The sequence below is a fragment of the Reyranella sp. genome, from assembly GCF_965249915.1.
Taxonomy (GTDB): domain Bacteria; phylum Pseudomonadota; class Alphaproteobacteria; order Reyranellales; family Reyranellaceae; genus Reyranella.
The window spans coordinates 1,526,210-1,543,322 of sequence record NZ_OZ252257.1; the positions used below are offsets into that span (position 1 = coordinate 1,526,210).

A 17,113-nucleotide genomic window follows, 5' to 3' on the forward strand; every position below is an offset into this window, starting at 1 on the left:
AAGCTGGCGGAAGATGGGGAGCTTAAACAGCCAGCCAACATGGGGGTGAACATGAGGGCTGATAGCGACATCGCGAAAGAACAGCGCCTGAGAATGTGGGCGGCTAAGATCGTTTCCGAGTTGCCGTCCGACGTGGTGGATTCGCGCCGAGTTCTGGTTTTGGCGGGGGAGCTCCTGGATTGGACGGATTCTGCGTCCATGATGCCGCCAGCAGTGACTCGAGCTGCACGCGGCCGAGGCCGGTCGGATCGCCCGCTTCGATGAACTGACGCGGGATGCCGGTGATCTCGATGATCTGCCGTGCTTTATCTTCGGGGAGAGTGCCGGTCTGAGATATCAGGGTGCTCCAGTCCGCCTCTGAAAGGCGCATGCGAGCCGGCAGATCCGGGCAAAGGGTCTGCCGGACAAGCTCGATGCGGCGCCCCATGGCGGTCATGAAAATGCGCTCACCGAGCAGGTCCGAAACAAAGATGGTTTCGCCGGTCAGCTCTCGAAGGGCTTCTGCCAGGTTGAAGTAATTGTCGGCGCCAAGCGATCGTGTCTTGCCCGACAGAAAATGCGCGACCGTTGAGGGTGACGCTCGGGCCATATCGGCAGCCTTGCGTCCAGAGATGTTGTAGGCGTCCATCAGGCGGCTCAAAGCCGCCCGGGCGCGCTCATAGCTGTATGGCATGCCGGATGCTGCCGGTCCGCCTAAAATAATGCGCGCCTAATTTTGTAGCCAACTCTATTGAGGTGGCTAGAAAAGTATGCAAATGTCGCGGCCATGGAGACACAACCCTCCCTTGGCCCCGTACTTGAGCGGCTGCAGGCGTACCGAAAAGCGGCCGATCTTTCCTATTCGCGCCTCGCGCGCCTTGCAGGCCTCTCGCGCGCGGCTCTGCTCGGGATGGATGCTGAGGACTGGAGTCCAAGCAGCACGACGATCCGAGCGATCGAAAGTTTGATCCCCTCGACCTGGCGTGTCGGCGACCCGGTGCCGGAGACGATCGCGAAGCCGGGCAAGGCGAGGGCGGCATGAGCGCGCGCGTGAAGATCGTGGTCCTCGAGATCGAGGTCGAGTCCTCGAACCGCGACGAGCTCGCGGCGCAGCTGAAGTCCGTCAGCGATCTGGCGTGTCGGGGGGCGATTGAGACGATTCGAGCGGCGCGTGCCACTCCTTCATCCACTGCTCCAGCTGGACCCGGGCGTACCGAAAAGCGTCGTCCTGCGCCATCTCGTCGATCCCCTCCAGGAGGGAAAGGGCGTGATCGATGATCAGCGCGCCTTCCTCGTGGGTGATCACGCGCTTCGTGCGCAGGGTGCCCAGCAAGAGCTTGGTGATCGCCCAGGCGGCGAGGCCAAAGCTGGCCTGGTGGGCGGGGTCGAGGGGCGCCGGCGCCATTTCTACTCTCCATGGTTGTCTCGCAACACCATGGGTAGGGCGTCCGGTGTCGGGGCGTCGAGTCCCGGCACCGTTCGCTTCTCGTGAATCGCGGGGACAGACGGCGAGGCTGGCGCGATGAACAACCAGACCGCCTCGCCGTTCGGATCGGCCGCAATGCCTACGCAACGCAACCACACATCGAGACTGAACATGCGGTGCACGCTATCCGCGAAGGGTGCGGGCCGTCTTGTCCCATCGCCGATGCAGGGGCGCACATGACCAAACTCCGGACACCCGACTCCATCGAGGATGCGGTCAAGCAGGCGGCCGCGCTGCTCGGCGACGAGACGATTGCCGCGGCGCTGACCAATCCGCTGCTGGGCGCCACCGTGTCGGCCTCGCTGGTCGGCAAGTGGGGCAACCCGGAGGCGCCGCAGCGCATCGCCCTGCACCAGGCGCTGGCGATCGAGGGGCTGCTGATCGAGGCCGGGCACGCGCCGATCTTCGTCGAGCTGTTCACGCGCCTGCTGCCCGCACCGCCCGCGCCGGAAGAGGAGGCGCCCGACCCGTTGCGCGAGGCCATGCGGGCCACCAGCACGGCGGCCGATCTCATGGAAGGCGTCGACCGCGCCATGGTCGACGGCCGCATCGATCGCGCCGAGCTCGGCCGCCTCGACCAGCTCACCCACAAGGTCCAGCGCCAGGTCGCCCGCCTGCGCCGCGTGATCCGCGCGGCGCAGGCGAAGGGACGGGCGCGATGAACGATCCGATTCCCGAGCGGCGGGAGCCGATGACGCAACGTGAGTACCGGGGGAGCCCTTGGGCGGCTGTGATCCCGGGAGGGGCGAAGCCGAGGCAAACGCCGGCCGACGTGCAGCGGCGGACACTGCGCAGAGGTACCGCCGGCATTCGTGCCCGCGGCCCCAGCGGGTGGAAGGCCCGCGCCGAAACTCACCAGGGGCGCGAGCCGCACGAGACATGGGTAGTCGGGCACGGTCGGCAGGCCGTCCGGCATTTCGAAGCCCCGCCTGCCGGTGTGAGCCCCGCTATGCAGCGACATGGTTCTGGCCGGGATACCGCGGGCGCAAGCCTGCGGCGTGCTCGCCGTCCCGCAAGGGATGTGCCGGCCGGGGCCGTGATCGCCTCTCCGATTCATGGACCTTGGCTGCCGGATCCGCCGCAGCGCCGAGCCTTCTCGGCGCCGGCGGGCGGCAGGGCCTGCAGCGCAGCGAAGGCCCGGTAGCCCGCACGGTTACCGGGAAGACACGAAATCCACAACGAGCGGGGGCTCGCATGAGTAAACGCAATACGACGCTGATGTTGGCGCCGGGCACGCGCGCCGAGACCGGGGATCGGCGCGGTGACTGGATGATCACCTTCACTGGCCGTCGCTTCTGGCCGCTTGATCCGCGGCTAGAGGACGTGTCGTTTGCCGATATTGCGCACGGGCTCAGCTTGATCTGCCGGTATGGAGGGCACACGCGCTGCTTCTATTCGGTGGCCGAGCATTGCGTCCATCTGGCCGTGTGGTTCATGGAACAGGGGCGGGAGGACCTCGCGCGCTTTGCCCTGCTGCATGACGGGTCGGAAGCCTATATCGGCGACATCATTCGACCGTTGAAGCCGCAGTTGCCGCAGTTCAAGGCCGCCGAAGGCGTGCTTGAGCGCCTGATCCTGCAGGCGGCCGCGCTGGGCGACATCCCGGAAGCCGTCCACACGGCCGATTCGCGCATCATCGTCAACGAGGCCCGGGCGCTGTTCTATCCGGACGTACTGGAGCGGGCGGGCTGGGTACTCCCGGACCAGGCGCTGAAGGGCGTCGATATCCACGGCTGGATGCCGGGCTACGCCGAGTCCGAATGGCTCGTCGTGTTCCGGCACCTGTTCCCCTCACTGAAGGTGGCCTGATGCACGCGGCTGCCAATGTTTCACGTGAGACGTTTTCCGAACCGCGTTCGTTTTCGCGGTCGCGCTACGGCAACGCCAAGTCGGTCAAGGGTGCCCGCATGCAGCAGAAGCTGCTCGATGCGGCCTTTGCTCTGGTCGCCGCCGGCACCCTGCGGCCTTCCTCCGCAGAAATAGCGGCCCGCGCCAACGTGCGGCGCAACGCGGTGAACGAGCAATTCGGCTACACGGCGGAACTTTACGAGGCGCTTGCGTCAGACCGGTTCGTGGACCTGCGCCGGGTGTTGGGCATTCCCGCCCTCTTGCCCCTGGCCGATCAGCAGCGCCTGGTCTGGCTGATCGTTGCTGGCGTGGAGAAGCCGCGATGACGCCGGCATGGGCGACGGAGCGACTGGCGGCCACCGACATGGGCCGGATGCTGTCTACGATCGAGCGGGGGGCGGAACGGCGCGGGCTCGTGCTCGAGCAGCGCGGGCGGATCGTGCCCGCCGACGATACCGGGCATTCCGCGCCGGAGGGTGCTCGCTTTTGCACCGTGGCGCGGGCCGCTTGGGCAGCAACGGATGGGTTGAGCGAGCAATTCCAGCTGCGCCATGCGCATGTCGCCCAGCTTGTGGCCGCCGTCGACCGTTCGGCTCGCGATCGAAGCGGCCCGGTCCGCGTGAGCTGCGCCTCCTGGCTGTTGCTGAGGTCCTACGCCACGACCGGCATGCCGCCGAAGAGGGATGCATGAACCCCGTCGTCTACGCCCTCACGCTGTTCGTGGTGGAGCCCGCGCCGGCGCCGCCGGTCGAGCTCCGCCGCTACGACAGCGCCACGGAGTGCGACATCGCCGTTCGGACCGTGCGGATCCTGCAGCGCGGCGTCCGGCTGCAATGCGTCGGTGTTCCGTCAGCGGAACACCCGCGAGCGACAGTGGCTGCAGCGCAGCGAAGCCACGGTAGCTCGCACGGTGCAGAACCGATGACGGTGCTGCCGTGAGCGAGGCCAAGTCTCGCCAGAACCGCAAGCGCTACGACCGTCGCCGGCGGCAGTTCGTGCGGGTGTGCGAGGCCCAGAACTGGCGATGCTGCTACTGCGGCACCGAAACCGAGTTGGGCATCGACGGCCCGACCTGTGCCACGCGCGAAGAGGTCAAGGCTCGCTCGGCCGGTGGCAGTCGCGAACTCACGAACACCGTCATGGCCTGTGCGCGCTGCAACAGCACCCGCATGGCCGGGGACGCTTTTGCCTTCTATCGCGGCGTGCGCGTCGGCATGTCCGTCGGTGGCGCCCGATGACCGATGTCTTGGTCGGGATCGTCGAGATCGGCGGCGGCAACGCCGACGGCCTGGAGCACCATATCGTGCTGGTTGCCAACCATGGCGACAAGATGCGGCCAATGCTGTCGCAGTTCTTTCAGGGACAGGGCGCGGGCACCGGGCCGGTGCTCGACTATTCGAAGGGCGCCGAGGGAGGCGGCAAGTGAGGGGGCGCGCGATCATCTATTCGGCTGCCGAGATGGATTGGCTGGAGCGGCACCGCACCTTGTCCATCCAGGACTGCTTCCGAGGCTTCCGCGAGCGCTTCGGGCGGCGGGACGTGAGCGCCGTTCATCTCCACGCCCTGCGCAAGCGCAAGGGCTGGAAGACCGGCCGCACCGGGCGATTCGAGAAGGGCAGCGTGGCGCACAACAAGGGCGTGAAGTGTGCGCCCGGTCGCGGCGGCCGGCATCCCAATGCTCGCAAGACACAGTTCCGCAAGGGTAACCGTCCGCACAACACGAAGCACGCCGGACATGAGCGCGTGTCGAAGGACGGTTATGTCGAGATCAGCGTCGAACAGCGCAATCCTCACACCGGGTTCGAACGCCGTTACGTGCTGAAACATCTCTGGCTCTGGGAGAAGGCCAACGGCCCCGTGCCGGAGGGCCTGTGCCTCAAGTGCCTCGATGGTAACCGCCTGAACACGGATCCGACGAACTGGGAACCGATCCCGCGCGCAACCTTGCCCTATCTGAATGGTCGCTATGGCCTGGCCTACGATTCAGCGCACCCCGAGGTGAAGCCGGCGCTCATCGCGCTCGCCAAGGTCAAGCACGCGGCCCGCAGGGCGGGACGGGCGGCGGACTGATGACGATCACCATCCTCCTGGGCGACGTGCGCGAGCAGCTGAAGACGCTGGAGGACGAGAGCGTGCACACCGTGGTGACGTCGCCGCCGTACTTCGGGCTGCGGGATTACGGCATGCCGGGGCAGATCGGACTGGAGCCGTCGCCGGCAGCGTTCGTCGAGGTGATGGTCGAGGTGTTCCGCGAGGTGCGGCGCGTGCTCCGGTCAGACGGGACGCTTTGGCTCAATCTCGGTGACAGCTATGCCAATGATGGCAAGTGGGGTGGCTCGACGGGTGGCAAGCATGCCTCGGCGCTCCACGGCGACAGCGGAATCGGCCGACGCAAACTGTCGACCGGCATGAAGCCCAAGGACCTGATGGGCGTTCCGTGGCGCGTCGCCTTCGCGCTACAGGCTGATGGTTGGTATCTGCGGCAGGACATCATCTGGTCGAAGCCGAACCCGATGCCGGAGTCGGTGACGGATCGCTGCACCAAGGCGCACGAGTATCTGTTCCTGCTGAGCAAGAGCGGGCGCTACTACTTCGATGTCGATGCGATCGCAGAGAAGGCTGCCTGTCCCGATGGGCCTGGAAATACCAAACCCTACGACATCCCCGGCCAGCGCTCTGGCGAGAATTCGAACTTGGGCGGCTCGACGCACAAGATCGGCGCGAGGGAAACGCGCAACAAGCGCTCGGTGTGGACCGTGGCGACGCAGCCTTTCAAGGAAGCGCACTTCGCGACCTTTCCCCCGGCGCTCATCGAGCCCTGCATTCTGGCCGGTAGTCCGAAGGGGGGGGTGATCCTCGACCCGTTCGGTGGCGCCGGCACCACTGGCCTCGTTGCCGATCGCCTGGGGCGTGACGCCGTGCTGATCGAGTTGAACCCGGACTATGCCGAGATCGCGCGGAAGCGGATCCGCGGCGATGCTCCTCTGTTCGCGACGGTGGCTGCATGACGATCGCCGCGCCTAAGCCAGTTGGGGGGGGCGGGTACTTGACCGCCGGCCAGGTGACCTCACGCCCGCCCAAAGGTTCGCGCGGCCTCGGAGCGGCGCGTGGCTTCGATCGCGAGAAGGATGACTTCTATCCGACGCCCGATGCACTGATCGACCCGCTGATCGCGCGACATGGCAAGTGGCTCGACGGCGGGGTGTGGGAACCGGCCTGCGGCGACGGCGCCATCTGCAAGGCGCTGCAGCGGCACGGGCTCGCCTCGGTCGGGACAGACCTGGTCGATCGCGGCTATGGCGAGAGCCGGCGCGACTTTCTTATGGAGATGCGGCCGCCGGCCGACTGCGACGCCATCGTGACCAACCCGCCTTTCCGCCTGTGGCGCGAGTTCGCCGAGCATGCGCTGGGCATGGACGTAGGCTTCGTGGCGCTGCTGGGGCGGCTGCAGCTCCTCGAGGGCAAGCGCGTGTCGGCGCTGTTCCAGGAGACACAGCTCACCTCGGTGATGGTAAGCGCCGGCCGGGTCAACATGCTGCCCGTGATCGACGGGGTGAAGGCCGCGGACAAAGGCCACAACGGGATGATCGCCTGGGCGTGGTTCGTCTGGGTGCGCCATCGCGCGGTGCACGACCGGCCGTCGATCGAGTGGTTCACGCCCGAGAAGGCGGTGCGGTCGTGAGGCGGCACGTCTTCCTGCCGGCCAAGGACGCGCTGCGCTCGGCGATGCGGCAGGCGCTGCCGCCTTCTCGCGAGCCGCGCCGGATCCGGGTGCGCGTGCCAAGCCAGCCCGTGCGGGTGTCGGCGGTGCTGAGGGCGTCTCGCAGCCCCTCCGGCTGGTCGCTGGGCAAGGAGGCGTTGCCGCAGGCCCACGAGGTCGTGAAGGCCGCGCGCGAGGTCTTTCCGCGGCATCCCGAGGGCGTCGATGCGGTGCTGGGCTGGCTGTTCGCGCGCTTCCCGCGCTACGGCGCCCGCGGCTCCGACATGGTCGCCCACCACGCGATGCTGCGCGACGAGCGCTACTACGAAGGCTGGGTGGCGCTGTGCACGCGGCTGCGGCTGTTCGAACGAGATCGGTGAGTCATGAACAAGCGTTCCGGTAAGAACTTCAACGCCAACGTGAAGTGTCGTGACCTGCTGATCGACCTGCAGGGGTTGAGCGACGGTGCCGCAGCGGCCTTCATGAAGTTCTGGATGCACCACCATCTGCACGGCGTGCCGCTGCCGCCGCGTGAAGAGCAGGTCGACGACGTCGACGAGTATTTCCGCGACCTGCTGGGCATGAAGAACGTCCGCACCTGGCGCAAGGCGCGCGACGAGCTGGTGGGCAAGGCGCGCCTGCGCGTCACCGACGAGGGGCGCTTCTACATGCGGCGCACGATGCGCGAGGTCGGGCGCGAGGCCGGGCCGTGGGACCTCGAGGACGACGATAACGGCTCGGAGTCGGGCGGTGGCGGCGGCCAGCAGGGCGGCACTGTCGGCGGGGCGTCGGCCGGCGGGCAGGGGCGGCTTCCGCTCATGCGGGTTGTGAGTAAGTCTGTGGATCAACCTGTGGATGAAGCGGGACAAGCGGCAACATTGGGCGATGTTTGCCCGAACATCGACGGAAGTTCGGCCGATGTTTGCCCGAACATCGAGCGATGTTCGGCCGATGTGGCGATCCAACCCATTCATATCAAACGAAAATGGGTGCGCCCCTTCATAGTCTCTTCTTCTCCAAGTCCTTTCGATCATGAGTTTGCAGCAGCCTTGATGGCTCCCCCGCGCGCGAGGGGTGACCCGGGGCGGCCGCTGGCATGAGGCCAGCCAGGACGAGTGCGGGCAGCAACGGCGGTGTGAACGGGGAGAGGGCCATGGTTTTGCAGGTGCAGCAGCGCGAAGTCGAGGTGCGGACGGGTCTCGACGAGGTGGTGGAGATTGACCAGGTCGGGCTGAAGCGAGCCAGCTATCGCAAGCGCGCGACGGCGCGGTTCGTCACCATCGAGCGGCATGGCGAAGCCTTTCTCGACAAGCCGGAGGTGGGCGGCGCGTGGTGTCCGCTGACCGTCAGGGCGCGGCTCGAGCGGATGAACGAGGCCTACAATCGGCAGCCCCGTGTGCGGCCGGGCATCGAGCGGTCGTGCATGCCCACGCCCCTGCGAGGTTGGGGCGATGCGGCCAAGACCAAGGAGGAGCGCGAGTCGGTGAAGGACCGCGCCCTCGACGACGCCGACCTCGATGCCGCCAACCAGATCGTGGACGTTCTCGGCGCTGACGAGCGTCCCGTGGCATGGGCTATCGCGCGTCGAAAAAAGGATCGGTGGCTCGGCCGCAAACTGGGCGTGCACCATCAGACAGCGGCAAAACGTAAGCAGGAGATGCTTTCGGCGCTGGCCTTGAAGTGGACGCTGCTCGGTCTTCGACCCGACGGCGAGGATGTGCGGCGCGCGCTGCAGTATCTCTATCCACAGGAATAGTTGAAACCGCTATCCACTCGCGCCCTGAAATCAGGCATGTTTCAGGTCCAATCGGGCCGCACAGCGTGAAAGCTGCAGCGGCCCTTCTTTTTGACCAAAATCCGCGAGGCGACCCATGACCGCTTTGAGCATCACCAAGGCCAATGTGTCGTGGGCAGGCGTCGGGCCCGTGTCCGCCGATCAGATCGCGGGCGAGGCCTTCGATGCCGGCGACATGGTCTATCTCAAGGCCTCCGACTCCAAGTGGTACAAGGCGCAGGACGACGGCACGGCCGAAGAGGCTGGCTCGGAAGGCATCGGCATGGCGCTCGGCACGGCCGACGCTGCCAATGCGCGCGTCAGCATTGCTCGGCCGGGTGCCATCGTGAACCTTGGCACCGGCACGGCGGGCGTCGTCTACTGTCTCGGCGACACGCCCGGCGACCTGGTGCCGAATGCCGACAACGGGTCGGGCGACAAGGTCACGGTGGTCGGGCTGGGCATCGGCTCGAACAAGGTGCAGCTCGCCTGGGTCTACAACGCGGGTGCCGTTCTCGCCTGATAGGGGCTCGTCATGTTCGGCGCGTCGTGGAAGTCGAACGCCGACGAGGTGTTGGCCTGGATCAGCAACATGCCGGCGGCGCTCGTCCGACCCGCCATGGTCGATGCGCTGAACTGGACGGCCTACGACATCGTCGAGGCCGAGAAGGCCGAGATGCGGACGGTCTTCGACGATCCCGCACCGTGGACCTTGAACTCGATGCGGGTCGAGAAGGCGACGATGACCAATCCCGTGGCGGGCGTGGGCTGGAAGGACAGCAACGCGCGCACCTCGGCCGGGCAATACCTCGTGCCGCAGGTGAGGGGCGGGCCACGACCGCAGACGCCGTTCGAGTATCGGCTGGTGCGCATCGGCAAGCTGGCGACCAATGAGTTTCTCGTGCCGGGCCGCTTCGCCGAACGCAACGGGCGAGGCGACCTCAATCCCGGCCAGCTCACCAAGATCCTGAGCGACCTGGGTGCGATCGACGAGGCGCGGAAGTATCCAGGTGCGCGCAACCGGGGTGTACGCCGCAGCGAGACCTACTACATGGACCGCAAGGGCAGCGGCACCTTCTTCGGCAACGTGGCGTCCAAGGCGCCTCCGGGCATCTATCTCAACAAGGGCGGGCGCCAGCGCCTGCTGGTCTTCGCGATCGTGAAGCAACCGATGTATCGACCGGTCTTCGACTTCTATGGCGTGGCCGAACGCTTCATGGCTGCTAACTTCGCGGAGAAGTACGGTCGAGCCCTCGAACGTCGTCTCAACGGCCCCCTCAAGCGCCGCTGACCTGCACCTGCGACCCCCTCGCACCCGCGTTCGCGCCCAATCGCAACTGCAACCGCCTCGCATCCCAGCCATCGCGGGTCCCTCTGGCGATCCCGCCCGCACGAGTAATTTGACCCAAGCCGGGTCGGCAGTCGCAGTGGGTTTTTAGAGGCTAAATTCAGAGGCTAAAGACGGGACTAAAATGGGTGAGATTGTCAGCAAGGGGCGGTTCGCCGAACTCTGCAACGTCTCGCCGGGTCGCGTGTCGCAGTGGATCAGCGAAGGCAAACTGAGCGGCGCGGCCATCGTCGGCTCCGGTCGATCGGCCCAGATCGACGTGGATCTCGGCAAGGCGCAGGTGAAGGCCTCGCGCGATGTCGACCAGGCGCATAGCGGCAACGGGCTGGCGACCAACCTCGAGGCCGAAGCGCCGCGCGCGCCTGGGCTGCCGCTCGCCAACACGGTCACCGACCAGATCGCCGAGCAGCGGCTCGAGCTGCTGAAGCGCCAGAACCGCGAGAAGGAAACCGACGAGGCGGCCCGGCTCGGTCGCCTGGTCGAGGTCGACGACGCCCGCCGCCACGCCGGCCAGGAGGTGGCGCGCGCCCTCAACCGCTTCGAGGGCACGCTGCCCGAGTTCGCCAACGCGATCGCCGCCAAGTTCAAGGTGCCGGCCCGCGACGTTCTGCACGAGCTGAAGGCCCGCTGGCGCACGGTTCGTGCCGCCGGCGCCGTCGAGGCCCGCGAGCGCGCCGAGCCGATGCCGGAGAGAGTGGGCTTTGACCTCGATCCAGATCGCGAATGCTGAACGGGTCGTCGCCCTGGCCGCCGCGCGCGCCTGGGAACCGCCGCCGCCGATCGACTATCTGAAGTTCGCCGAGGAGCACATCGTCTTCAGCGCCCGCGAATCGCAGTTCCCGGGCCCCTACAACCGCCGAACCTTCCCGTACTTCGACGACGTGCTGCGCGCGCTCTCGCCGGACGATCCCTGCCGCTACGTGACGCTGAAGTGCAGCGCCCAGATCGGCAAGACGGTGATGATGAACATCTTCCTCGGCGGGACGATGGTCATGGACCCGTGCGACTTCCTGGTGGTTCATCCCACCGAGGAGAACGCACGGCGCTGGTCGAAGCTGAAGCTGCGCCTCCTGCTGCGCGGCACCGCGGTGCTCAACGAAATCTTCCCGGAGCGCACGCGCGACGGCAGCGACTCGGTGTTCATGAAGGAGCACGCCGACGGGCTGGGCTCCATTCTGATCAGCGGCGCCAACTCGCCGGCCTCGCTCAGCCAAGTCACGATGCCTCGCCAGGCGCAGGACGACCTCGCCAAGTGGGAGATGAACCCGGCCGGCGATCCCGAAACGCAGGCCGACAGCCGGTCCGGCTCGGTCGAGTTCGCGAAGATCCTGAAGACCAGCACGCCGCTGGTCATGCCGGGCTGCCGCATCACCAAGAACTTTACCGACGGCAGCCAGGAGCACGCCTATGTGCCCTGTCCTCACTGCCAGCACGAGCAGGTGCTGGAGTGGGAGAACATGCTGGCCGGTCTCGACGAGGACGAGCCCGACGCGGCGCACTTCACCTGCGTCTCCTGCGGCGGCGTCATCGAGGAGCACCACCGGCCGCAGATGCTGAAAGGCCTGCGCTGGATCGCGCACAACCCGAAGGCCGCCAGCTACCATCGCAGCTTCTGGATCTGGGCGGCCTACAGCCCGCTCTACAGCTGGGGCCGCATCGCGCGGGCCTGGTTCAAGGCCAAGGGCGACTCGGCCGCCGAGCAGGTCTTCTTCAACGATGTCGTCGGCAAGGCGTGGGAGACGCGGGGCGAGGCCCCGCCCTGGGAGAAGCTGCGCGACCGCGCCAACCAGAGCCACTATGTGCGCGGGACCATCCCGGCCGGGCACCTGATCGTCACCGCCGGCATTGACTGCCAGGCCGACTTCGTGAAGGTGCAGATCGTCGCGTGGGGCAGAGACTTCCGCCGCGCCGTCGTCGACTATCTCACGATCCCGGGCCACATCAGCGAGGATCGCTGCCGGGACCGGCTGAACGAGCTGCTGCGCCAGACCTGGCCGAACGAGGCGGGTAACCGCTTGGCCCTGGACATGACGGCGATCGACGGCAACGCATGGACCGAGGATGTCTGGGACTGGGCGCGCAAGCACCCCAAGCACCGGCTCATCATGGTGCGCGGTCGCGGCGAGGATCACGCGCCGCGCATCGCCCGGGTGAAGCGCGAACGCAACGAGCGCACCGGCAAGCTGCTGAAGTGGGCCGGCCGGTTCTTCAACTTCGCGGCCAGCGTCTTGAAAATGGCGCTCTATCGCGACCTGGCGAAGGACGATCCGCTGGCCAAGGGCTTCGTCAGCCTGCCGAGCGGCCTCGAGGACGACTTCTTCCAGGAGCTGACGGCCGAGCGCCGGCAGCCGCACAAGAAACATGGCTTCACCCTGTGGCGCTGGATCAAGGATCCGGGTCAGCCCAACGAAGCCCTCGACACGATGAACCAGGCCGAGACAGCCGCCACCAAGTTCGGCGTGCGCAGCCTGCCGGACGAAACGTGGAACCGGCTCGAGCGCGAGCGCGAGACCCCGCCGCCCGAGTCCGCCCAAGGCGATCTGGAAGACCTTCTCGGCGGCGCGCCTCGACAGGCGGCGCCGCCATCACCGCAACCACGAGCCCGCGGTCGCCGCGTGCTCTCGCGAGGAATCTGATGGCCGGAATCACCCTCGCCCAGGCGCAGGCTCAGCTCGACGCCTGGATGGCGGCCTCTACAGCCGTCACGACTGGCCAGGAGTACGAGATCGACACCGGATCCGGCCGTCGCCGCCTGAAGCGTGCCGATGCGGCCGAGATCCGCCAGCAGATTAGCTTCTGGGACGGGCAGGTGAAGTCGCTTACGCCCGCCGCCGTCGGCGGTCGTCGTCGCACCCGCTACATCGTGCCGGAGTAAGCATGGCCCCGCCGATCCCGCCGCCGCGTAACCTGCTCGACCGTGTAGTCGGCTGGGTCTCGCCCAAGGCCGGCCTCGATCGCTGGCAGGCACGGACGCGCCTGGCGGCAATGGACGGCAGTTGGAAAGGCGGCCGCAAGGATCGTCGGCCGACGCGCAACTGGCGACCGCAAGGCGGCTCGGCCGATGCGGATACGCTGCTCGACCTGCCGGACCTGCGCAACCGGACGCGGGACCTCGCCCGCAATGCGCCGGTCGCGGCGGGGGCGATCGCCACGACCACGAACGGCGTCATCGGCGACGGCCTGCGCCTGCAGGCATCGATCGATGGCGATGCCCTGGGCCTGTCGCCTGAACAGGCCGACGAGATGGAGCGCGAACAGGAGCGCGAATGGGAGGCCTTCTGTCGCCGCTGTGATTTCACGGGCGTGCAGTGCTTCGACGAGATCCAGGTGCTGGCTTTCCGCTCGATCAAGGAAAGCGGCGACGTCGTCATCGTGCGCCGCTTCCGCAAGGACCCCGGCGATCTCTACGGAACCAAGCTGCAGGTCATCGAGGCCGATCGGCTGAGCAACCCGGAGCGCGCGGCCGACGACGACAAGATCAGCGGTGGCGTCGAGACGAATACGGACGGCGTGCCGGTCGCCTACCACATCAGCAGCCGCCACCCCGGCAGCCTGCGCATCTCCGACATGAAGTGGGAGCGCATCCCGGCGCGCAGCGACGAAGGCCTGCGCACCGTCCTGCACCTGTTCGAGCGCACCCGTCCCGAGCTCTCGCGCGGCATCCCGTACCTCGCGCCCGTGATCGAGCACTTCAAGCAGATCAGCGACTATAGCGACGCCGAGGTCACGGCGGCGGTCGTCTCGGCCATGTTCACCCTGGCGATCGAGACGCCGAACGACGAGGAGGGCAACCCCGTCGTCGGCGAAACCGGTGATTCGAACCTGAACGACAACGAGGTCAAGCTCGGCAACGGCGCCGTCATCTCCCTGTCGCCGGGCGAGAAGGCGACGCCCGTCAACCCGTCTCGGCCCAACGCCAACTTCGACCCGTTCATCAAGGCCTTCCATCAGCAGGTCGGCGTTGCCCTGCAGTTGCCGCTCGAGCTGCTGCTGAAACACTTTGAAGCCAGCTACAGCGCCAGCCGCGCGGCGTTGGAAATGGCCTGGGCCTACTTCAACCAGCAGCGCTCGTGGTTCGCCTGGCGCTTCAACCAGGAGGTCTATGGCTGGGCGATGGACGAAGCCGTTGCGGCCGGTCGTCTCGCCCGGCCGGGCTGGTTCTCGAATCCGATGATCCGGGAGGCCTACCTTGCGGCCGAATGGATCGGACCGCGGCGCTGGTCGCTCAATCCGCAGCAGGAAGCCGGTGCCGACGAAATCGACATCAGGCTGGGCGTGAAGACGCGCGAGCAGGTGTGCATCGAGCGCACCGGCGGCGACATCGAGAAGAAGCTCGACCAGCTGGCCAAGGAGCAGGAGCGCATGAGAGAGGGCGGACTGGCGCCGGATCCGGCCGCTGTAGCGCCCAGCCAGCCGGCACAACCGGCCGCGCCGACCGAGGACCAGACGTCCGACACGCGCCAGCAAGAGGACGACGCGGCCTGATGAACACCTCCATCCATTCTGCGCTGTGCGAGCTCCCGGTGCTGGTTGCAGCACCCGCCGCTCGCCGGCGCCTGTGAAGGCGCTGCCATGATTCTCATGCCCCACATCGCGGCGCGCCTGTTCAACGAGCCGCTGGCCGTCGATTCGGCCAAACTCGCCGCCTTCATGGCCGGGTTGGGCGGCCGCATCGTCGGGGGTGGGCTGGTGCTGCCGGGCGTCGCCCCGGTCGATCACAAGGGCTTCGCCGGCGGTCGTCCTTCGGAGCGCGCCGGCACGGTGGGCGAACCCTTCGCCGCCGCCGTTCTCAACGCCGAGTCGCGCGGCGCCAAGATACTGCAGCGCCAGAAGAGCGTCGGCATCATTCCGATCGAAGGCACGCTGGTGCAGAAGGGAAAGTGGCTCGGCCAGTCTTCCGGTGAGACCTCCTATGAGGGAATCCGCGCCCAGGTCGCGGTGGCGCGCGCCGACAAGTCCGTGAAGGCGGTCGTCCTTGAGGTCGATTCCTATGGCGGCGAGGTGGCCGGCGCCTTCGAGACGGCCGACGCGATCCGCCAGCTCAGCGCCGAGAAGCCGACTCTGGCGATCCTCACCGACTTCGCCTTCTCGGCGGGCTACCTGCTGGCCAGCCAGGCGAGGCGCATCGTCATGCCGCCCGGCGGCGGTGCCGGCTCGATCGGCGTCGTCGCCATGCATCTCGACATGAGCAAGAAGCTCGAACAGGAGGGCGTCGCCGTCACCCTGATCCACGCCGGTGCTCACAAGGTCGACGGCTCGCCGGTGGCGCCGCTCGATCCCGATGTCCGCGCCGAGATCCAGGCGGGCGTGGACGCATCCTATGGCCGGTTCCTCGACGCGGTCGCCGCGGGCCGCGGCCCGCGCCTCACGCGCCAGGCGGCCAAGGAAACCGAGGCGAAGACCTATCGCGGATCTGAAGCGCGCCGTGCCGGTCTGGTCGACGGCATCGCCGAAGTCGACGCAGCGTTCCAGCGTTTCGTGAGTAACTTTTCGTAAACCGGCCGCCCAGCGCATTTGGGGCCGCAACCAGGAGAGAAGACCATGTCCGACACGAGCGGAATGGCGGCCGTCGACGAGGCTGCCGCCACGATCACCACGGCCCAGCACACCGCGGCCGTCGCTGCGGCGCGAGAGGAGGGCCGTCAGGCCGGGCTTGCCGAAGCGCAGGCCGGCAGCGCCGCCGCCCTCACCGCGGCCCGCGCCGAAGGCGCGACGGCCGAACGCGCCCGGCTCGCCGGTATCGAAGCGGCTGCACTGCCCGGCCACGACAAGCTCATCACCGACTGCAAGGCCGATCCGACCTGCACGCCGGGCGATGCCGCGCTCAAGGTCAATGCGGCCGAGCGCGCCAAGCTGACGGCGGCCGGCGCCTCGATCGCGGCCGTCGAGACGGCGACCGGCAAGGTGCCGGCGGCCGGCACGACGCAGCCCGACGGTGGCCAGGCGGCGGTGCCGCAGACTGCCGAAGGCTGGAAGGCCGAATGGGCAGGCAGCAAGACTTTGCAGGCCGAGCATGCGTCGGCCGAGGCCTACGCCAACTGGATGCAGGGCGTCGCCGACGGCCGCGTCCGCATCTTCCAGGGCGGGCGCAAGTAGCGCGTCCGCTCCCGCCATTTCCTTCAACGCGCGCGCCGATCGGGCGCCCGCTAGCCCTTCGATGGAGTTTTTTCAATGACCACTCTCTCTACGGCGGCCATTCGTCCGCAGGAACTCGGCGATGTCGGCGAATACCCGGTGATCGCTTCCGACATCATCTATGCCGGCGCTGCGGTCGGCCTGGTCGCCGGCACCGGCCACGCCCGCCCGCTGGTGGGCGGCGACAAGTTCGTCGGCTTTGCCGAGGCGACGGTCGACAATTCCGCCGGCGCCGCCGCGGCCAAGCGCGTCCGTACCCTGATGCGCGGCATGGTCGAACTGCCCGTGACCGACGCCGTGATCACCGACGTGGAGCAGGCGGTCTACGCCCAGGATGACAATGCCTTCTCGTTCAATCCGGTGGCCGGCAGTTTCATCGGCTACCTGACGCGCTTCGTGTCGGCCGGCGTCGGTGTCGTCTCCTTCGACATCACGCGCCTGCGCGATCCCTGGGCGCGCTACTCGGTGCGCGAGCTGCTGAGCGGCACCAAGACCTTCGATGCCGAGGACACCGGTAAGCTGTTCGTGGTCGATGCCGATGGCGACGGCGACGCGCTCACCCTGCCGGCGATCGCGACCGGTCTCGACGGCATCGCGATCATGGCGATCGGCGCCTTCGGGACCACGGCGGTGACGATCGCGCCGAACGCTTCGGACATGATTCTCGGACCGGACATCACCGGCGCCGACAACAAGTCCCTGATTCTCACCAAGGCCACCCAGCGCCGCGGCGACTTCGTCATTCTCGGCGGCAACGATGCCGACGGCTACGCCGTGCAGGAACTGCGCGGCACCTGGGCCCGCCAGGCCTGACCGAACTGAGGGCGGCCTCCGGGCCGCTCT

At 67.5% G+C, this 17,113-nt stretch carries 26 protein-coding genes; 23 read left to right on the top strand and 3 right to left on the bottom strand.

Features of this window, described 5'->3' with window-relative positions; translation table 11 throughout:
- Nucleotides 1-103: 103 nt before the first annotated feature.
- Nucleotides 104-673, bottom strand: coding sequence for a hypothetical protein (locus ACP15H_RS07550; protein ID WP_425065588.1), 570 nt, complete (start codon nucleotides 671-673; stop codon nucleotides 104-106).
- A 93-nt stretch (nucleotides 674-766) separates the two neighbouring features.
- On the opposite strand from ACP15H_RS07550, the gene ACP15H_RS07555 reads away from it, so the two are divergent.
- Entirely contained in the window at nucleotides 767-1,021 is a 255-nt protein-coding gene (locus ACP15H_RS07555; protein ID WP_425065589.1) for a hypothetical protein, read from the top strand.
- 81 nt (nucleotides 1,022-1,102) lie between these two features.
- On the opposite strand, the gene ACP15H_RS07560 is transcribed toward ACP15H_RS07555, so the two are convergent.
- Nucleotides 1,103-1,384 (bottom strand): hypothetical protein, encoded by a 282-nt coding sequence (locus ACP15H_RS07560; RefSeq protein ID WP_425065590.1) that lies wholly within the window; start codon nucleotides 1,382-1,384, stop codon nucleotides 1,103-1,105.
- Between the two features lie 2 nt (nucleotides 1,385-1,386).
- Complete coding sequence (locus tag ACP15H_RS07565) at nucleotides 1,387-1,578, bottom strand: hypothetical protein (RefSeq protein WP_425065591.1); 192 nt, start codon at nucleotides 1,576-1,578, stop codon at nucleotides 1,387-1,389.
- A 63-nt stretch (nucleotides 1,579-1,641) separates the two neighbouring features.
- Between ACP15H_RS07565 and ACP15H_RS07570 the strand changes: the two genes are divergently transcribed.
- The 22 genes from ACP15H_RS07570 to ACP15H_RS07675 all read left to right on the top strand — a co-directional run bounded on the left by ACP15H_RS07570 (nucleotide 1,642) and on the right by ACP15H_RS07675 (nucleotide 17,083).
- Nucleotides 1,642-2,127 (top strand): phage regulatory CII family protein, encoded by a 486-nt coding sequence (locus ACP15H_RS07570; protein ID WP_425065592.1) that lies wholly within the window; start codon nucleotides 1,642-1,644, stop codon nucleotides 2,125-2,127.
- Between the two features lie 532 nt (nucleotides 2,128-2,659).
- A complete protein-coding gene (locus ACP15H_RS07575) occupies nucleotides 2,660-3,274 on the top strand; it encodes a phosphohydrolase (protein ID WP_425065593.1) in 615 nt (204 codons plus the stop codon).
- Nucleotides 3,274-3,639 carry a hypothetical protein gene (locus ACP15H_RS07580; RefSeq protein ID WP_425065594.1) on the top strand — a complete coding sequence of 122 codons (366 nt, stop codon included), beginning with the start codon at nucleotides 3,274-3,276 and terminating at the stop codon, nucleotides 3,637-3,639. The genes ACP15H_RS07575 and ACP15H_RS07580 overlap by 1 nt, the downstream gene beginning before the upstream one ends.
- Nucleotides 3,636-4,004, top strand: a complete 369-nt coding sequence (locus tag ACP15H_RS07585) for a hypothetical protein (protein ID WP_425065595.1) — start codon at nucleotides 3,636-3,638, stop codon at nucleotides 4,002-4,004. Before ACP15H_RS07580 ends, ACP15H_RS07585 begins: the two co-directional genes overlap by 4 nt.
- A complete protein-coding gene (locus ACP15H_RS07590; RefSeq protein WP_425065596.1) occupies nucleotides 4,001-4,252 on the top strand; it encodes a hypothetical protein in 252 nt (83 codons plus the stop codon). Before ACP15H_RS07585 ends, ACP15H_RS07590 begins: the two co-directional genes overlap by 4 nt.
- A complete protein-coding gene (locus ACP15H_RS07595) occupies nucleotides 4,249-4,551 on the top strand; it encodes an HNH endonuclease (protein ID WP_425065597.1) in 303 nt (100 codons plus the stop codon). Before ACP15H_RS07590 ends, ACP15H_RS07595 begins: the two co-directional genes overlap by 4 nt.
- Nucleotides 4,548-4,739, top strand: a complete 192-nt coding sequence (locus ACP15H_RS07600; RefSeq protein WP_425065598.1) for a hypothetical protein — start codon at nucleotides 4,548-4,550, stop codon at nucleotides 4,737-4,739. Before ACP15H_RS07595 ends, ACP15H_RS07600 begins: the two co-directional genes overlap by 4 nt.
- On the top strand, nucleotides 4,736-5,383 hold the full coding sequence (locus ACP15H_RS07605) for an HNH endonuclease (RefSeq protein WP_425065599.1): 648 nt from the start codon (nucleotides 4,736-4,738) through the stop codon (nucleotides 5,381-5,383). Before ACP15H_RS07600 ends, ACP15H_RS07605 begins: the two co-directional genes overlap by 4 nt.
- Nucleotides 5,383-6,321, top strand: coding sequence for a DNA-methyltransferase (locus ACP15H_RS07610; RefSeq protein WP_425065600.1), 939 nt, complete (start codon nucleotides 5,383-5,385; stop codon nucleotides 6,319-6,321). Before ACP15H_RS07605 ends, ACP15H_RS07610 begins: the two co-directional genes overlap by 1 nt.
- Before the next feature lie 38 nt (nucleotides 6,322-6,359).
- A complete protein-coding gene (locus ACP15H_RS07615) occupies nucleotides 6,360-6,995 on the top strand; it encodes a hypothetical protein (protein ID WP_425065601.1) in 636 nt (211 codons plus the stop codon).
- Entirely contained in the window at nucleotides 6,992-7,393 is a 402-nt protein-coding gene (locus ACP15H_RS07620) for a hypothetical protein (RefSeq protein ID WP_425065602.1), read from the top strand. Before ACP15H_RS07615 ends, ACP15H_RS07620 begins: the two co-directional genes overlap by 4 nt.
- A 3-nt stretch (nucleotides 7,394-7,396) precedes the next feature.
- Nucleotides 7,397-8,113, top strand: a complete 717-nt coding sequence (locus ACP15H_RS07625) for a hypothetical protein (protein WP_425065603.1) — start codon at nucleotides 7,397-7,399, stop codon at nucleotides 8,111-8,113.
- A gap of 53 nt (nucleotides 8,114-8,166) precedes the next feature.
- Complete coding sequence (locus ACP15H_RS07630) at nucleotides 8,167-8,769, top strand: hypothetical protein (RefSeq protein ID WP_425065604.1); 603 nt, start codon at nucleotides 8,167-8,169, stop codon at nucleotides 8,767-8,769.
- Nucleotides 8,770-8,884: 115 nt separating this feature from the next.
- A complete protein-coding gene (locus ACP15H_RS07635) occupies nucleotides 8,885-9,310 on the top strand; it encodes a hypothetical protein (RefSeq protein WP_425065605.1) in 426 nt (141 codons plus the stop codon).
- Nucleotides 9,311-9,322: 12 nt separating this feature from the next.
- A complete protein-coding gene (locus ACP15H_RS07640) occupies nucleotides 9,323-10,078 on the top strand; it encodes a hypothetical protein (protein WP_425065606.1) in 756 nt (251 codons plus the stop codon).
- A gap of 181 nt (nucleotides 10,079-10,259) precedes the next feature.
- Nucleotides 10,260-10,865 (top strand): hypothetical protein, encoded by a 606-nt coding sequence (locus ACP15H_RS07645; protein WP_425065607.1) that lies wholly within the window; start codon nucleotides 10,260-10,262, stop codon nucleotides 10,863-10,865.
- Nucleotides 10,837-12,771: a phage terminase large subunit family protein gene (locus ACP15H_RS07650; RefSeq protein WP_425065608.1), complete on the top strand. Its 1,935-nt coding sequence runs from the start codon at nucleotides 10,837-10,839 to the stop codon at nucleotides 12,769-12,771. Before ACP15H_RS07645 ends, ACP15H_RS07650 begins: the two co-directional genes overlap by 29 nt.
- Nucleotides 12,771-13,010 (top strand): DUF6148 family protein, encoded by a 240-nt coding sequence (locus tag ACP15H_RS07655; RefSeq protein WP_425065609.1) that lies wholly within the window; start codon nucleotides 12,771-12,773, stop codon nucleotides 13,008-13,010. Before ACP15H_RS07650 ends, ACP15H_RS07655 begins: the two co-directional genes overlap by 1 nt.
- Before the next feature lie 2 nt (nucleotides 13,011-13,012).
- Nucleotides 13,013-14,620, top strand: coding sequence for a phage portal protein (locus ACP15H_RS07660; RefSeq protein ID WP_425065610.1), 1,608 nt, complete (start codon nucleotides 13,013-13,015; stop codon nucleotides 14,618-14,620).
- A gap of 87 nt (nucleotides 14,621-14,707) precedes the next feature.
- Nucleotides 14,708-15,631 carry a S49 family peptidase gene (locus ACP15H_RS07665; RefSeq protein ID WP_425065611.1) on the top strand — a complete coding sequence of 308 codons (924 nt, stop codon included), beginning with the start codon at nucleotides 14,708-14,710 and terminating at the stop codon, nucleotides 15,629-15,631.
- Between the two features lie 45 nt (nucleotides 15,632-15,676).
- Entirely contained in the window at nucleotides 15,677-16,231 is a 555-nt protein-coding gene (locus ACP15H_RS07670) for a hypothetical protein (protein WP_425065612.1), read from the top strand.
- A gap of 75 nt (nucleotides 16,232-16,306) precedes the next feature.
- Nucleotides 16,307-17,083 carry a hypothetical protein gene (locus ACP15H_RS07675; protein WP_425065613.1) on the top strand — a complete coding sequence of 259 codons (777 nt, stop codon included), beginning with the start codon at nucleotides 16,307-16,309 and terminating at the stop codon, nucleotides 17,081-17,083.
- Nucleotides 17,084-17,113 lie beyond the last annotated feature (30 nt).

Coding starts and splice junctions, on each gene's coding strand:
- ACP15H_RS07635 (WP_425065605.1), top strand. CDS start 8,885: ATGACCGCTTTGAGCATCACCAAGGCCAATGTGTCGTGGGCAGGCGTC.
- ACP15H_RS07625 (WP_425065603.1), top strand. CDS start 7,397: ATGAACAAGCGTTCCGGTAAGAACTTCAACGCCAACGTGAAGTGTCGT.
- ACP15H_RS07600 (WP_425065598.1), top strand. CDS start 4,548: ATGACCGATGTCTTGGTCGGGATCGTCGAGATCGGCGGCGGCAACGCC.
- ACP15H_RS07565 (WP_425065591.1), bottom strand. CDS start 1,578: ATGTTCAGTCTCGATGTGTGGTTGCGTTGCGTAGGCATTGCGGCCGAT.
- ACP15H_RS07550 (WP_425065588.1), bottom strand. CDS start 673: ATGCCATACAGCTATGAGCGCGCCCGGGCGGCTTTGAGCCGCCTGATG.
- ACP15H_RS07590 (WP_425065596.1), top strand. CDS start 4,001: ATGAACCCCGTCGTCTACGCCCTCACGCTGTTCGTGGTGGAGCCCGCG.
- ACP15H_RS07585 (WP_425065595.1), top strand. CDS start 3,636: ATGACGCCGGCATGGGCGACGGAGCGACTGGCGGCCACCGACATGGGC.
- ACP15H_RS07640 (WP_425065606.1), top strand. CDS start 9,323: ATGTTCGGCGCGTCGTGGAAGTCGAACGCCGACGAGGTGTTGGCCTGG.
- ACP15H_RS07560 (WP_425065590.1), bottom strand. CDS start 1,384: ATGGCGCCGGCGCCCCTCGACCCCGCCCACCAGGCCAGCTTTGGCCTC.
- ACP15H_RS07630 (WP_425065604.1), top strand. CDS start 8,167: ATGGTTTTGCAGGTGCAGCAGCGCGAAGTCGAGGTGCGGACGGGTCTC.
- ACP15H_RS07665 (WP_425065611.1), top strand. CDS start 14,708: ATGATTCTCATGCCCCACATCGCGGCGCGCCTGTTCAACGAGCCGCTG.
- ACP15H_RS07660 (WP_425065610.1), top strand. CDS start 13,013: ATGGCCCCGCCGATCCCGCCGCCGCGTAACCTGCTCGACCGTGTAGTC.
- ACP15H_RS07575 (WP_425065593.1), top strand. CDS start 2,660: ATGAGTAAACGCAATACGACGCTGATGTTGGCGCCGGGCACGCGCGCC.
- ACP15H_RS07610 (WP_425065600.1), top strand. CDS start 5,383: ATGACGATCACCATCCTCCTGGGCGACGTGCGCGAGCAGCTGAAGACG.
- ACP15H_RS07555 (WP_425065589.1), top strand. CDS start 767: ATGGAGACACAACCCTCCCTTGGCCCCGTACTTGAGCGGCTGCAGGCG.
- ACP15H_RS07670 (WP_425065612.1), top strand. CDS start 15,677: ATGTCCGACACGAGCGGAATGGCGGCCGTCGACGAGGCTGCCGCCACG.
- ACP15H_RS07570 (WP_425065592.1), top strand. CDS start 1,642: ATGACCAAACTCCGGACACCCGACTCCATCGAGGATGCGGTCAAGCAG.
- ACP15H_RS07655 (WP_425065609.1), top strand. CDS start 12,771: ATGGCCGGAATCACCCTCGCCCAGGCGCAGGCTCAGCTCGACGCCTGG.
- ACP15H_RS07645 (WP_425065607.1), top strand. CDS start 10,260: ATGGGTGAGATTGTCAGCAAGGGGCGGTTCGCCGAACTCTGCAACGTC.
- ACP15H_RS07580 (WP_425065594.1), top strand. CDS start 3,274: ATGCACGCGGCTGCCAATGTTTCACGTGAGACGTTTTCCGAACCGCGT.
- ACP15H_RS07675 (WP_425065613.1), top strand. CDS start 16,307: ATGACCACTCTCTCTACGGCGGCCATTCGTCCGCAGGAACTCGGCGAT.